This is a genomic window from Streptomyces morookaense (assembly GCF_013030945.1).
Taxonomy (GTDB): Bacteria; Actinomycetota; Actinomycetes; order Streptomycetales; family Streptomycetaceae; genus Streptomyces; species Streptomyces morookaensis.
This window is the reverse complement of the sequence record NZ_JABBXF010000037.1, coordinates 1-14,757: the sequence shown is the minus strand read 5'-3', so window position 1 is coordinate 14,757 and position 14,757 is coordinate 1. Positions and strand designations below refer to the sequence as shown.

Sequence of the window (14,757 nt, the reverse complement as noted above, 5' to 3'; positions counted from 1 at the left end):
GAGTTCACCCTCCCAATCGGAACAGCAGCATCCGCGTCTCCACCGCATGATCGCGCCACGCGCGGAACAACTTCCCGTGCGCCAGCGCCGATTCCACCAGCCGCTTCTCGTCGATCGGCGACGCCACCCCGGTCCGCTCGGCACGGTCCAGCTCGGCCGTCGTCCAGGCCATGGACTGGACCCAGAACTCGGCGACCCGGTCGGTGATGTCCTCGTCCTGCTCCAGCTCGAAGCCGGCCGTCTCGGCCGCCGCGATGTACTCGGCGAGGGTGCCGAGCCGGGTCTTGTAGTAGCCGTCGATGAAGGACGTCCACTCGGGGCGGCACAGGAAGTGTTCCTGGATGCCGAACCAGCTGCCCGGCCTGAGGGCCTTGGCGACCACCGAGAAGAGCCGTTCGCGGTCCATGTAGCCCGAGCTCTCGATGGCGACGGCCGCGTCGTAGCGCTGTTCCTCGCAGAGGTCGTGGATGTCGCCGAGGACGGGCGTCACCAGGTGGTCCACACCGGCCTGCGCGACCAGGTCCGCCATCACGGGGACGTGCTTGGCCGTCACGGTCATCGCCGTGACGGCGCAACCGTACTCCTGCGCCCAGTAGATGGAGCCGCCGCCGAGTCCGCAGCCGATGTCGAAGAGGTGCGACGGCGGGGCATCCTTGACGCCCCAGCTGAGGGCGGCGTGGTCGAGGGCCGCTTCCTGGGACTCGAACAGGCGGCGGCGCAGGACGCTCTGGGCCACGGTGGTGTTGGGGGCGACGGCGGTGTCGAATAGGCCCACATGGAAATGGACCCGTGGTCCGGGTCCGTACTTGTGCAGGATGTCCGCGGTCTTCCGCGAGTAGTACTTCGGCACCTGTGTCTCGTCGCGCCCTGTGGCAGGAGCGGCGGTCACCTCGGCGACAAGGTTCTCCATGTTCCCTCCGAGACATCGGCTGTCGATGGACGCAGGAACGACGTCGGGCGCTGGGTGATCACGGACGTGAGTCACGCCGCCGCCCGGCGACAAACGACCAGCATTCCTGTCCACTTTTGCGCGGTACCTGCCCAGGCCCGCCCATCGATAACCCGCATTACGTACCGACCTGCGCCTTTCTGGCGCTTCTTCTGTAGATCGTCTGGGATCATTTTGTAGCGAAACGCGAAGCTTGAGGACCACTCAGCGATCGGAATGGCTGAAAGCTGCGCAGCGTTGTCGGAGTTTTGGCCTGTCGGGAGACAACGATCCGGACGCGCGGCGTTTGGCCGGATTTCGCGTGTCCACGAGGTGTACGGACGATTCCGGGGGGCGCCCGACTATGCACGCGCCCCTTGACCGCAGGGAAAGACGGGCAAGTCGGCAATTCGCGGGGGTGCCGTGGCATCGTGGGATCCTCACCCAGCCGGAGCGAGGGAGGCGCGGACATGGTTCCGTCGGTCGGCCTGACGAAGCGGTTCCGGTTCTCCGCCGGGCAGGAACACCCGCACCGGCCCTGGCTGCGCGCCGCGGCCGCGGTCGTGGCCGGTGCCCTCCCCGCCCTCGCCTTTCCCGCGCCCGCCCTGTGGTGGCTGGCCTGGCTGGCCCTGGTGCCCTGGCTGCTGCTGGTGCGTTCGGCGGGGACGGCCCGGCGGGCCGCCCTGGAGGGCTGGCTCGGCGGCGCGGGGTTCCTGCTCGCCGTGCATCACTGGCTGCTGCCCAGCCTGCATGTCTTCATCCTCGTCCTGGCCGCGCTGCTGGGATTGCTGTGGGTGCCGTGGGGGCTGCTGGTGCACCGGCTGCTGGGCGGTTCGCCCGGTCCGGGACGGGTGGCGGCGGCCCTGCTGGTGGTGCCCTCCGGGTGGCTGCTGGCCGAACTCGTGCGCTCCTGGCAGTACCTGGGCGGGCCGTGGGGGCTGCTCGGGGCGAGCCAGTGGCAGGTGGCGCCCGCGCTGCGGGTGGCGTCGGTGGGCGGCGTCTGGCTCGTCGGATTCCTTGTCGTCGCCGTCAACACCGCACTGGCCGCGCTGATTTCGGCCCCCGGCCCCCGCGGCCGCATCACCGCCCTGGCGGGCGGGCTCGCCTGCGCGGCGGTCGTCGGCGGGATCTGGCTGGGCGCGCCGCTGCCGCAGGGCGCCGGGGCGGTGCGCGTCGCGGTCGTCCAGCCCGGGGTGATCGAGGGAACCGACAGCGTGCAGCGGCGCTTCGCCCGCGAGGAGGAGCTCACCCGGCAACTGGCCGGGCAGCGTGTGGATCTGGTGGTGTGGGGCGAGAGCAGCGTCGGCGAGGACCTCGGGCAGCAGCCGCGGCTGAGCAGCCGGCTCGCCGCGCTGTCGCGTACGGTCGGCGCAGACCTGCTCGTCAACGTGGACGCCCGGCGCTCGGACCGGGCGGGCATCTTCAAGAGTTCGGTGCTGATCGGACCCGACGGGCCGACCGGCGACCGCTACGACAAGATGCGGCTGGTCCCGTTCGGCGAGTACATCCCCGCGCGCTCGCTGCTGGGCTGGGCCACATCGGTGGGCAAGGCCGCGCAGGAGGACCGCAGGCGCGGCGACCGGCAGGTGGTGATGCGGCTGCCGGAGGGGAGCGGGGGCGGGCTGCGCATCGGCCCGCTGGTGTGCTTCGAGTCGGCGTTCCCGGACATGAGCAGGCAACTGGCCCGGAACGGCGCGCAGTTGCTCGTCGCCCAGTCGGCGACCTCTACCTTCCAGCACAGCTGGGCACCGCTCCAGCACGCCTCGCTGGCCGCGATGCGCGCCGCCGAGACCTGGCGGCCGATGGTGCACGCCACACTCACCGGCGTGAGCGCGGTCGCGGACGCGCGCGGGCGGACCGTGGGCCCGTGGCTGGGCACCGGGCGCAGCACGGCGGCCGTCTACAACGTCCCGCTCGCCCGGGGCACGAGCCCGTACGTCCGGACCGGCGACTGGGCGGCCGACGGTGCACTGGGCGTCCTGGTCCTCTTCTGCGCCGTGGAGGCGGTCCGCGTCGGCAGGCGGTGTGCCAACCCGCCCGCGCGCTCACCCCGTTGACGTCACCCGGTGATCTCCATGACGATCCGCTCGCACAGCTCGTGCGTCTGCAGCGCATCTTCGGCGTCGAGCACCTTGCCCGCCTCCACCGCTTCGAGGAAGGCGAGTACGCACGGCTCGACACCGCGCTGGCGGGCCACCGGCACCCAGTCGCCGCGGCGGCGGATGCTCGGTTGGCCCTTGTGGTCCACGATGTCGGCGAGGTTGAGCACCTGCCGCTTGCTGTCCTGGCCGGAGACCTCCAGGATCTCCTCGCCCGACCCGCTCATCCGGTTCATGGTGCCGATGGCGGTGAAGCCGTCGCCGGACAGCTGCAGCACCACGTGGTGCACGAGTCCGTCCCGCACTCTGGCCCGGACGCCCACGTGGTCGACGGTTCCCGGCACGAGGAAGCGCAGGGTGTCGACGACGTGGATGAAGTCGTCGAGGACGAGCGTGCGCGCGTCCTCGGGCAGGCCGACGCGGTTCTTCTGCATGAGGATCAGGTCGCGCGGGTGCTCCAGGCACTGCGCGTAGGCCGGTGCGTGACGGCGGTTGAAGCCGACTGCCAGGGAGATCTGTCGGTCCTGCGCAAGGCGGACGAGCCGCTCGCTGTCCGCGAGTTCGTAGGCGAGCGGCTTGTCGACGAAGACCGGGATCCCCGCCTCCAGGAGGCGGGTGACGAGGGCGGGGTGCGCGGCGGTCGGCGCGTGCACGAACGCGGCGTCGAGGCCGGCGGCGAGCAGCGAATCGAGATCGGCGTGCCGGTGGGCGGCGGGCACCCGGTGGGTGTCGGCGACGCGGTGCAGGGTGGCGGGGGTCCGCGTGTGGAGGTGCGGCTCCAGCCCCGGCCGGGCGGTGAGGACGGGCAGATATGCCTTCTGCGCGATGTCCCCGAGTCCGATGACGCCGACCTTCACCTGTGGCCTCCTTGCCGTTCCGCCTCCGCCCCCGTCCCGGCAGCATACGTGGGGGCCGGCGGGCACCAGTCGGTGATCCCTGCGTAGCCGCGCAGGAGCAGGCCCGGGGCGAAGCGGCCGGCCGCGGTGAGCAGGGCCTGGCGGAGGAGCAGGCCGGGGGCGCCGCCGGCCATGGCCAGCCGGCCGGTGCGGGCGGAGCGGCGGACGATGTCCGTCGTGCGCGGCAGCCGGTCGCGGGTGTAGGCGCCGAGGGTTGCGGGGGCGCCGGGTGCCGCGTGGTGGGCGAGGACGACGGCGTCCTCGATGGCCTGGTTGCCGCCCTGGCCGAGGTTGGGGGTCATGGCGTGGGCGGCGTCGCCCAGCAGGGCCGTGCGGCCGCGGTGGTACGCGGGCAGCGGCCGGGTCATGGAGCGGACGTCGTGGCGGAGGACGTCCGCGGGGGCGACGGCCGCGAGGATGCCGGGGACCGGGTGGTGCCAGGTGCCGAAGAGGCGCAGCAGCTCGGCCTTTTCGTCGTCGGGGGCGCGGCCTCCCTCCGGGGCGAGGGCCGAGGCGTAGGCGTAGACCCGGCCGTCCTTGAGCGGCTGGGTGCCCCAGAGCCTGCCCCGTCCCCAGGTCTCGTGCGGCGGGAACGGCCGTTCCGGGGCGGGGACGACGACGCGCCAGGTGGTGAATCCGGCGTACGCGGGACGCGGGTGGCCGGGGAACAGGGCGCTGCGGACGGCGGAGTTGATGCCGTCGGCGCCGACGACGAGGTCGGCCTCCAGCTCGCCGTCCGCGGTGGCGACGCGGGCGCGCCGGTCGTCGTCGCCGGGGTCGGTCAGGCGGGCGGCGGTGCCGGTGCGCAGCGCTCCGTCGGGCAGCCGGGCGGCGAGCAGGCCGGCGAGGGTGGCCCGGTGCAGGAGGACGAGGGGGCCGCCGAACCGTTCCGCCACGGCGGCGCCGTCGGTACGGGCCAGCCAACGGCCGCCCGGGGTGAGCAGTCCGGCGTCGCCCTGCAGGGCGACGCGTGCGCGGATCTCGTCGCCCAGGCCGATGACGTCGAGGGCGCGCTGGGCGTTGGGCGAGAGGGAGATGCCGGCGCCGACCGGTTCGAGGGAGGGCGCGCGCTCCAGGACGGTGACGTGCCAGCCGCGCGTGTGCAGGGCGGCCGCGGCGGTGAGGCCGCCGATTCCGGCGCCGATGACGACGGCTCGGGGGGTGCGGGATGTGTGCACGGTGGGGCTCCTCGCCACGCGATGCCGCGGGCACTACATCTGTAGTGCCCGCAGCCGAAATTACTACACCCGTAGTGAGGTGGCTAGATTGGCCCCCATGAACACCGCACGCCCCGGCCGCACCCCTGACCGGTCCCGCGCCGACCTGGTCGCCGACGCCGCCATCACCCTCCTCGCCGGGCGCGGCCTGCGGGGCCTGACCCACCGGGCGGTCGACGAGGCCGCCGGACTGCCGGCCGGCTCGACGTCCAACGTCGCCCGCACGCGCGCGACCCTGCTGGAGGCGGCGGTGCGGCGGCACGCACAGCGCGAGGCGGAACTCCTCCTTCCGCACGAGATGCCGGATCCCGTCGGCGGGCTCGACGCCCTCGCCGACGTCCTCGCCCTCGCCCTGCACCGCTCGCTGACCCGCCACCGCGAACTGGCGCTCGCCCGCTACGAACTGGCGCTGGAGGCGAACCGCCGGCCCGAACTCCGCACCGTCTACGACACGCTGGGCCTGGGCTTCCGCGCACCGCTCATCGCCCTGATGACGGCCGCCGGTTCCGCCGAGCCCGAGCGGCACGCGATGTCGGCACTCGCGTGGTACGACGGCATGCTGTTCTCCTGCGTCGCCGGGCAGTACCACACCGAGGTGCCGGAACAGGCACAGCTGCGCGCGGGGTTCGCCGAGCTGCTGCGCGGCATGCTGGACGGATGACCTGCGGAGAGTCCGCGGAGAATCCGCGGTCGGCCCGCGGATAACCGGTGGCGCGGCAGCGGGCGGAGCGTCAGGATGACGCGCATGACCACCCCGGAACGCACGTACCCGCCCTACATCGCCGACGAGCGCAGCAGCCTGGAGAGCTGGCTCGACTTCCACCGCGCCACGCTCGCGGCGAAGTGCGCAGGCCTCGACGACGGGCAGCTGCGCGAGGCTTCCGTGCCGCCGTCGATGATGACGCTGCTCGGGCTCGTGCGGCACATGGCCGATGTGGAACGCGCCTGGTTCCGCCGGGTGTTCGCGGGCGACACGACGGCCGAGCCGCTGTTCTACACGGACGAGGACCCCGATGCGGACTTCCGGGTCTCCGAGAAGGACACCTGGGACGAGGCCGATGCCGCCTGGCAGGCGGAGATCGCCGCGGCCCGCGAGGTGGTGCGGGGCCACTCGCTGGACGACGTCAGCACCGGCCGCCGGCACCGGGACGGCGCCCAGGTCGACCTGCGCTGGATCTACGTGCACATGATCGAGGAGTACGCGCGCCACAACGGCCACGCCGACTTGGCCCTGGAGTCCTAGCCCAGACACCAGCCGCAAAGTAGCCGGGTGATCACGTGCTCGCCGCTGTGGCGGCCTGCTCGTCGTGTTCGCGCAGCATGCGCATGACGGTGGCGGGCGAGGGGTGCTGGCCCTTCTTCTTGCCGGTGGTGATGACGAGGCGGGTGGCGATGTCGCGCAGGCTCATCTTCTGGCCGCGCAGGTGGAGGGCCATGGCGAGCATGGCGTCGTCGGTGACGGCGGCGCCGCCGATGGACTTGCCGCGCGTGCGGGCGGATTCGTGGCCTTCGAGGGTGCGGTCGCGGATGTACTCGCGCTCCATGCCGGAGAGCGCGGCCAGCACGGTGAACACGACGCCCGAGGGGTCGTGGGAGCCCTTGAGCTCGCCGGTGAGGAACTCCAGCCCGATGTCGTGGGTCTTGAGCTCTTCGGCGAGGGTGGCCAGGTCGATGCCGCGGCCGAGCCGTTTGTGCTCGTGGACGACGAGGGTGACGGCCACGCCGGAGCCGCGGATGTCGCGGGCGAGCTTGACGGCGGCCTCCAGTTCGGGCCGCCGGGCGGCGCGGGTGGAGATCTTCTCTGAAAAGACGCGGGTGACGCCGGCCTCGGCCAGGGAGTCGAGCTGGGTGTCCAGCGACTGCCGTGCGGTGGAGGCGCGGGCGTAGCCGATGCGGACGTGACCCACCGGCTGGTCGCCGGCGTTCCGGGGCCGGGGCAGTTCCGCCCAGGCAGACCCCGGCTTGCGGACGGCGGGGGTGGGAACGTTGAGGGCCTTGGCGAGTTGGGGCACTAGCCGAAAACGTGCGGTGTGGTACTGGATGGCCACTTTGCCCTTCGTTGTCCGGCAAGGAGAACCGGCGGGGGCGCCGCAGGTGGACATCGGACAGGTATGCGCTTCCACGCGCGCGAAATCGTCGCTCACGACCCGTCAGTGTTTCATGAGACGTTTCAAACTGTCGAGCCGTTTGCAACAACCCATGAAACGAGAAACGCCCTGCACAGCGGTCTGCGGTCCGCGCGTTTCACAGGCGACCACCTATGAAACACGGCCACCGGTTTCCTGATCCCCTCCTATCCGCACCCGAGGCTGGGAAGCTGAAGCGGCCGACACCGGCGCATGGTCGATCTCCGCGTACGCCGTCACTCAGGGCTACTTGTCTTGTGGTGTCAGTTCCGGGAGTGCAGAGCACAGCTCTCAACCTTGCGGGTTTTCACGATCGATCCGGTTCAGGAGTGTCAGAGCGGTATTGAGGGGCAAGCCCAGGGCCCTACGGGCCTGGGGCTCCTTCTCGCCGGTCCGGGTGATCAAAATGATGACCTCGGTGAGGGCTTGGCGAGCCGTGGCGGGCGGAAGAAGCTCGACGACTCGCGCCATGGCCACGATCGCAGCCTCGACCGTGCCCTGGAGCAGGTTGCTGCCGACACGCGTACACAGTCCGACGCTGAGGGCACAGCACACCAGCAGCGCATCGGCGTGCCCGGCTCGGCTGGCGACCAGGACGAGTCTGGCCAGTGCTGCGGCCGCCTTCTCCCAGTTGCGAAGCTCGTGAAAGTCGATCAGAGCCTTGTTGGTCCACTCGACTGCGCCCTGCCAGTCACCGGTGAGTTCGCAGATCCGGGCCAGGTCAAGTTTGAACGCTGCGGCCGAACTCCGCTCACCCAGGTCAGCCGCGTCCCTGAGCCCTTGCTGAGCCATGACGTGCGCTTGCGTCATGTCGCCCCTGTGCAGGTGAAGGCCGACGAGATGGCCGAGCGCCGCGAGGGTGCCTCGGGGGGTGCTAGCCGACCGGCTCAAGACCAAGGCTTGTTCGGCAACCTCCAAGGCTTTATCGAGATCGCCCAGTTCCAGGCGAATCTGGCTCACGTCGACCAGGAAACTGGCCTTCTCGGCAACGTCGGCCAGCCTGTCCGCGAGCTCGGTGCCGGCGGAGGCCGCGTCGAGGGCTTCCTCGAACCGGCGCAGTCGGCGAAGGATCTGGCACTGTAGGCCCAGACAGGCCAGGCGTCCGGACTCGTTTCCTGCACTGGTGAAGCCCACGAGTGCCTGGCGGATATTGTCGAGGGCCAGGTCCCACGATCCCTGGTGCGTCAGTGCCTGAGCGATTCGCAGCAGCGCGGGTGCGTCCGAGGCCGCTTGCGGCCTGGGTTGCTGATAAGCGTCGAGAGTGGCCTGGGTCTCGCTGCGTCGTTCCCTCAGGGTCGCGACGGCATCGCGGTGCCGCTCCAGCCGATGCTGCCGGTCGAGGTCAGGCAGGTCGATGGTGTGCAAGTCGGACAAGGTTTCGTCGATGAGCCCCGGATCCTTTTCCAGGCATCTCAGGGCGAGGTCGCTGCGACTGAGCAGTTGCAGTTGATCCAGCATCAGGTCGGTGAGGTCCGCAGTGGGCGCTGCCAGTGAGGCTCTGACGGTTCGCCGGAGCCTGCCTGTTTCTCCGTACAGAATGTCGGGCAGTCGGCCTTGTGAGCTGCCGTGTCGCGATGCCCACTGCAGCAGGCCGGCCATGGCGCTGAGCAGCGCCTTATATGCCTGGACTGCCGCGTCGGGCGGCAGGGTGGTGTTGTCCACGCGCCCGTTTACCGTGCCGATGTAGACGTACGCCCGGCTGGTGATGTGCGGCAAGCGGGTGCCGAGGATGGCCTCGGCTGGCGGCAGTCCTGTGGAGGCCACACGCTGGGTGACAATGCGCGCGAAGTCGGCCGCACCCTGATCGGGCACATCCCACAGTGTGCCGATGTAGCCGCGTGCGCCGGCGCGGACGAAGCTGCGGCCGACGCCAGTCAACGAGCGGCAGGAGTTGTTCAGCACCACCGGCCTGCACGCGAAGTAGACCCAGTTGTCGATGTAGTGGGTCTGCAGCCATCCCTCGTGGAGTCGGATAGCGCCTTCCTCGCCGTGGGTGGCGAAGAATACGAACTCCAGCGGGAGGGCAACGACCGCGTCCATCAGAATGCGCAAGGTGGCGTCCTCACCACTGAACACGACGGTGTGCGTGAAGCGGGAGGCAGCGTCCCGCACTCTGGGGACTTCGGCGGCGGGCTGGCCCCCGTCCGGCCCCAGAACGTGGGGGTCGAACACGGCTGTCAGTGCTCCGCCGCTTGCGGGGTCGGCCAGGTGCACCAGTTCACGCAGGACGATCAGGTCCGGGTCTGCTATCACGTGCCCGATGGGCTTGGAGGACCAGTCGTGACCCGGAGCGTTCACGAAGGTATAGGGCACGCCTGCGGTGAACGCCGTCAGGCGGCGCTCCCCGACAGCCCGAAGGGCCTCCTCGGGAACCTGGCTGGTCACGGCGCGCTCGATACGAGCCAACATCTGCCGGTTTACGAGATTGGAGACGTTAGTGCTCACCCAGCCGCGGGTCGTCTCACCAGCCTCCTCGGCCTGGGGTGGTTCGGGCCCGTCGCCGTGCTTGTCGGCGGCTGCCGCCGCCCGGGACAGAACCTCCTTGTCTCGACGGATAGTCTGGTCGACCAGATCGGTGTCCGGGCATAGCGTGATGACCAGCCGGGCGGCACGCAGGTGAGCGTAGGAGGCCGCATACAGAGCCAGCGCGTCGCACGCGTTATCGATCAGGACAGCCTCGTCCTGACCACACGTCGCATCTCCGTCCTGCAGCGGGTCCACCAGCGGGCGCATCTGCCAGGCGGGTGAAAGGGGTCTTCCGGTGCGTAATGCATCAAAGAGCCCCGCGACATACGCCTTGGCATCCGCGCCGCAGGGCACGCGGACCGTCTGTTCGGGCATAGGGGCTTGATCGCGAAGGAGACGCCAGACGGCCTCGGGCAGCGAAGGCAGATCGCGGTAGTAACGGCGACTGCCCAGGTCATTGTCCGGTTGCCCAGGGAGCAGGTACACGCTCTCCAGCCCCCACAGCAAGGGCTCGATGCGGTCCTCTTGTTCGTCCTGTCCTGCACCGCTCCCGGCCGCAGATTCCCTGCCAGTGTCAAGAGCGGGGTCGAAGGTGAGCAGGTCTTCCGGAACCGCCTCGAAGAGCAGCACCGCGCGGGAGCAGCCGAGCTTGTGCAGGGTGCCGTTGAGCATGAGGTTGCGCTTGAACCAAGCGCGCATGCCTGCGATCTCGGCGCGTGCAGCGCCAAGCCGTTTCCGCAGCGCGTAGAAGGGAGCCGAATGTTCCTGCTTCCAGGGGTCCAGCTCGTAGAGCTCCTCCTGAGCCGCATGGAGGTCTGCCACGTTGCGCAGGTGGTCCTCAAGCGACTTCGGCGGTGAGGTGACGACGATAAGCGGGGTGAAACGGTCTGTTGGCAGACAGGAAAGGACCACGGCCGCTTCCCGGAACTGCTCCGGACGACAGACCACAACCGTTTCCGACACGCCGTGATGTTGATCAGGTGCGTCCAGCATGCCGTTCACAGACCTCGCACGAAGGACTCGGCCAGCCCTGCTGCACTGGGGCCGGAGCGGGTCGGCTGTTTTGCCGCGTCCATGGCCCCCTTCGCGATGCTGTTGACGAGCACCGGTGTGGAGGCCCCGATGTAGATCGCGCCAAACAGTGTCGTCGCGGGAAGCACGAGAGCCAAGAGCCCTCCGAGAGCCGCGAAGGCCAGCGAGGCGCCCACGAAGAACCACGACCAGCGGACGGCACCCGCTTTCTCCCGTAGGCGGTACAGCCTGACAATCTCCGGAGCCAAGGCTCCTACCATGCCGAGGGAGTAAATCTGAACGGTGTGCTCGGTCATCGCGTCTCCGTGGTTGATCGGGCTGCGGTGTCAGCCGGGGTGCGGGGGCGGGGCACGGCAGCGGCCGGCGCCAGGTCGAGCCGCTTGTTCATGTCCAGGCGGAAGGTGCCGTACGGGTTGACGTTGGACCAGAACAGTGCGGTCAGGCCGCGCCGGTCCTCGGCGCTGAGTATCTTCGCCCAGGCCGGTTCGGCGAGGACCTGCTGCACCAGCAGGGTGTTGACGTGGACGAGCGCGGACTGGAGCAGGTGGAGCGCGAGCATGGACGTCTCGGTGTGCTCTTTGTCCGGGCCGGTCAGGGCTCCATCCTTGCCGTAGTGGAGCACGGAGTTCGCGCTGTTCCAGTTCTCCACGACCTGGAGCCCGCCGTGGATCTCGCGGCGCAGGCCGGGGCTGGCCAGGTAGTCGCACGCGAAGATCGTGCGTACAGCGCGGCCGAGCTCTTCGAGGGCCTGGTAGGTGGGGTGCTTGGGGCCGCCACGGGTGAAGCGCCGCAGCACCTGCTCCGCTTCCGCTGTCCCGAGCCGGAGCGCGGTGGCGTACTTGACCATCTGGTCATACTGTTGCTCGATCAGTTCCCAGCGGATCGGCCGACTCAGTGAGGCGCCGAGAGCGGGCCAGCCGGGCGGGGTGTCGTCAGGGCGGTACAGGCGGATGCTGCCGATGTTCTTCAGCCGGGGCAGCAGGCGGAAGTTGAGCAGCTCGGTGAAGGCGAAGCCGACCACGCTCGTGCCGTGCGTGTCGACGTAGTTGGATTCGATCTCGGCGTCGGTGCAGTGCCGCAGCAGTCCTTCGATCATCGCCGCGACCTCGGACGACGAACAGCTCTTGAGCTGGGAGTAGATGCAGACGTTCTTCCGTTCGACGTGCCAGTAGATCATCACGCCGTTGCCGCCATAGCGGGCGTGGTACTCGGTCATGAAGTTCGAGGACCAGGACCCGAACTTCTTCGAGTCCGACGCGCACGCGGTGCCGCGGCCCCACCATGAGGTGTCGCGGGCGGCGAAGGTGGAGTTCACCAGCCTGGTGACGGCGGCGCGGAGGTTGTCGACGGTGATGAAGTGCCGACGGACGTGCCGCAGCGCGGCCTCGCTCTCGCCGTGCTCGCCGGTGGCCACGATCGCGCGGATGCCCATGTTCGTGCCCAGCGCGAAGAGGGCCAGCAACAGGCGCCGCTGGAGGACGTCACGCTCGATGCGCTCGTAGGCGGCCACGGAGGAGAACTCCTCGGTGAAGCCGGTCAGGAAGTCGGCGTTTTTCAGTACGTCCAGGAGGTCCAGGACGCCCCAGCGGCGTGCGACCTCTTCCTTGAGGGCCGCCAGTCCGGTGGGCTCGGCCAGCGGCTCCAGCTTGGGCACGGTGATCCACGGCTCGCCCTTGCGGGTGGTGACCTTCACGCCGCCCGCGCTGCCGTCCGCGAGCGAGGTGGAGAGCCGGTCCAGGCCCGCGGTCATGCGATTCTTCAGGTCCGCGATGAACGCCCTCGGGTTCAGGGGCTGGCGGATCGCGGCGTAGTGCACGGCGCGGGTGGCCTCGAAGTCGCCGGGCAGGTCGTCCTCCGGATTGCGCCAGCGGGCTGTGCCCTCGACGTAGATCTCGCGGCGGCGGACCGCGTCCCGCAGCGCGACCAGGACGCACATCTCGTACGGGATGCGCTCGACCTTGCCCTTGTCGTCGACGACCGCCTCGCGCCAGTCCTTGCGCACCACGCCGTCCATCGGCACCGCATCGCCGGCGTCGTAGAAGCGGGTCTTGCCGTCGACGTCGGCGTACCTCTTCAGTAGCTTCATCGCGTCCATCACCGGCCGATAAGCGGTGTTGTTGCACTTGAAGCCCAGCGTGTTCAGCAGCGGCGGCAGCATCTGCCGGTAGTACGAGCTGTAGGAGGAGCGCAGGGTGGTACGGACCTTGGCCTTGAAGGCCTTCTCGTTCGCCTTCGCCTCTGCGACCAGCTCGCGCAGCGTCTTCTCCCCGACCACCGGGAACAGGGCCCGGCGTACGACGTCGTCGGGCTTGTCGACGGCGGCTGTCGCCAGCTTGAAGAGGATGCCCTCCTTGCCGCGGACCTTCTTCAGCTCGGCGGTGAGCTGCTTCTCCACCCGTCGCTCGGCGCGGGCGTTGATCTTGTGGACCAGGGCGATCAGCAGATCGACCAAGGCGTCGGTGATCTCCGCCTGACGAGACGAGCACAGCGCCGCAAGCAGGGTGATCCGTATGTCCTCCGCCGTGTCGCGGAAGTCCGAGGGATACATCTTGATCGCCCGTGCCCGCCAGGCGGCCACCAGCTTCTCCGAGCAGTCCGCGAACAGCCCCTCGGGCAGCCCGAGCTTGCGCACGTCGTTGAGCTTGGTGATCTCCGTGAGTAGGGAGTCCAGGCCCACTGCGCCGGGGTCGCGCTTGAGTGCGGCCAGCAGCGCGGTCCCCGCCTCGTTGTCCTCGGCCACCAGGGCCAGTAGCCGGGCCGTGCCCGCCTTGCCCAGGCGGCCGATCGTGCGGGCGCAAAACGTCTTCTCCCACTTGCCTCGCGCCGCGACGAGTACCTTCTCGACCCGGGTCCGGCCTGGCGGCTCGACCTTCCGGGCCCGGCACTCGACCAGCAGGGCCTCGCGCTGCCGATTCTCCACCAGCTCGACCGGACAGACCTCCGCGGCCAGCCACTCGGCCAGCGCCTTCTCGTCCGCGACCGTCGACGGCCTAAACCCCAGGGCCTCACGGATCTGCTTGCGGTGGTACTCGGCAGTCCGGCCGATCAGCGTGTACTTCGTGAAGTCGGTGGCCGGGACCTTCACCAGGTCGGCGACGTACTCCACCGCGGCCGGCGGGACCTCTTCCAGCACATCGGGGAACCGGCCTTCCAGCTCGAAGAACTTCAGCAACAGGCTGAAGCCGAGCCGGGTCGCCCCGCTCTTGTTCGCCACCAGGTCCCAGTCGCCGTCTACCAGCGTCCAGTTTGCCAAGAGCTCCTCTGGCGACCACTCTTGCCGCACGCCCGCCCGCCCCTTTGGTCTCGATCACTCGATCAGACCAACGACGGCGCCCAGGACCGGGAAACGGGACGCATCCGGCTACCCGCGACCTACTTTGCGGCTGGTGTCTGAGCTAGGACACCGGGGCCGACTTCCTGCGCGAGCGCATCGACGGCGCGACCGGCGCCTGACCGGAGCGCGGGCGGGCGGATGCCTCCGCCTCACCCCTGCGGGGCCTTCCCAACTCCCGCCGCCCGCAAGCAGGGTTGGGCGAGTGCACCGAATGCCCGCAGCGGCAGCCCTGGTGGCGGTGGCGATGTCGGCCGCCGTCGGCTGCGTCTCCGTCTCCCCGCACTCTTCCGCGCCCGGCGGCCGGCCCGCCGCCCGCCCCGGGATGATCCAGGGAAGTGCCCGTGAGGGCCTGACCCTCACCGGCCCCGGCGCCTCGGCACCGGCAGCGCAGCCGTCGGCCCCGGCGGCCGACGGGGCCCAGGGCAGGGTGCAGGGCCCGGTGGGCGATCCGCGGGATCCGCACGACCCTCGCGCCCCCCACGACCCTCGCGACCCGAAGGACCCGGCCGAGCCGCGGGAACCGGCCGTGCCCGGGGAGCCCGGGGCCGTATCGCATCCCGCGGGCCCCTCGCCCGCGGACCCCCCGTCCGCCGCCGGCCCGGACCGCAGCACGGGCCCCGCGGACTCCCGCCCGGCCCGCCCGCCGGCCTCGGCCCCCG

Annotated in this window: 10 protein-coding genes and 1 pseudogene; 4 read left to right on the top strand and 7 right to left on the bottom strand. The window is 70.2% G+C overall.

Annotated features, from left to right (window positions below; all coding sequences use genetic code 11):
- Positions 1 to 4: 4 nt before the first annotated feature.
- The gene (locus HG542_RS17250) at positions 5 to 910 is read right to left on the bottom strand and encodes an SAM-dependent methyltransferase (protein ID WP_171082393.1); all 906 of its coding nucleotides are present in this window, start codon (positions 908 to 910) and stop codon (positions 5 to 7) included.
- Positions 911 to 1,398: 488 nt separating this feature from the next.
- On the opposite strand from HG542_RS17250, the gene lnt reads away from it, so the two are divergent.
- On the top strand, positions 1,399 to 2,985 hold the full coding sequence (gene lnt / locus HG542_RS17245; RefSeq protein ID WP_171082391.1) for an apolipoprotein N-acyltransferase: 1,587 nt from the start codon (positions 1,399 to 1,401) through the stop codon (positions 2,983 to 2,985).
- A gap of 2 nt (positions 2,986 to 2,987) precedes the next feature.
- Here the strand turns inward: lnt and HG542_RS17240 are convergent, their stop codons facing one another.
- Both HG542_RS17240 and HG542_RS17235 read right to left on the bottom strand, forming a co-directional pair.
- Positions 2,988 to 3,884: a Gfo/Idh/MocA family protein gene (locus tag HG542_RS17240; protein WP_171082389.1), complete on the bottom strand. Its 897-nt coding sequence runs from the start codon at positions 3,882 to 3,884 to the stop codon at positions 2,988 to 2,990.
- Positions 3,881 to 5,101, bottom strand: a complete 1,221-nt coding sequence (locus tag HG542_RS17235; RefSeq protein ID WP_171082387.1) for an FAD-dependent monooxygenase — start codon at positions 5,099 to 5,101, stop codon at positions 3,881 to 3,883. Before HG542_RS17235 ends, HG542_RS17240 begins: the two co-directional genes overlap by 4 nt.
- A 97-nt stretch (positions 5,102 to 5,198) precedes the next feature.
- Between HG542_RS17235 and HG542_RS17230 the strand changes: the two genes are divergently transcribed.
- Positions 5,199 to 5,801: a TetR/AcrR family transcriptional regulator gene (locus tag HG542_RS17230; protein WP_171082385.1), complete on the top strand. Its 603-nt coding sequence runs from the start codon at positions 5,199 to 5,201 to the stop codon at positions 5,799 to 5,801.
- A gap of 84 nt (positions 5,802 to 5,885) precedes the next feature.
- Entirely contained in the window at positions 5,886 to 6,383 is a 498-nt protein-coding gene (locus tag HG542_RS17225; RefSeq protein ID WP_171082383.1) for a DinB family protein, read from the top strand.
- Between the two features lie 31 nt (positions 6,384 to 6,414).
- Here the strand turns inward: HG542_RS17225 and HG542_RS17220 are convergent, their stop codons facing one another.
- From HG542_RS17220 to HG542_RS17205, 4 genes are all read right to left on the bottom strand, one after another.
- Complete coding sequence (locus tag HG542_RS17220) at positions 6,415 to 7,263, bottom strand: recombinase family protein (protein WP_438816700.1); 849 nt, start codon at positions 7,261 to 7,263, stop codon at positions 6,415 to 6,417.
- Between the two features lie 294 nt (positions 7,264 to 7,557).
- Positions 7,558 to 10,725: a CHAT domain-containing protein gene (locus HG542_RS17215; protein WP_171082379.1), complete on the bottom strand. Its 3,168-nt coding sequence runs from the start codon at positions 10,723 to 10,725 to the stop codon at positions 7,558 to 7,560.
- Between the two features lie 5 nt (positions 10,726 to 10,730).
- A complete protein-coding gene (locus tag HG542_RS17210) occupies positions 10,731 to 11,060 on the bottom strand; it encodes a hypothetical protein (RefSeq protein WP_171082377.1) in 330 nt (109 codons plus the stop codon).
- Complete coding sequence (locus HG542_RS17205) at positions 11,057 to 14,047, bottom strand: Tn3 family transposase (protein WP_171082375.1); 2,991 nt, start codon at positions 14,045 to 14,047, stop codon at positions 11,057 to 11,059. Before HG542_RS17205 ends, HG542_RS17210 begins: the two co-directional genes overlap by 4 nt.
- Positions 14,048 to 14,309: 262 nt before the next feature.
- Between HG542_RS17205 and HG542_RS17200 the strand changes: the two are divergent.
- Positions 14,310 to 14,757 (top strand): annotated as a pseudogene (locus HG542_RS17200) (hypothetical protein); the annotation flags it as partial.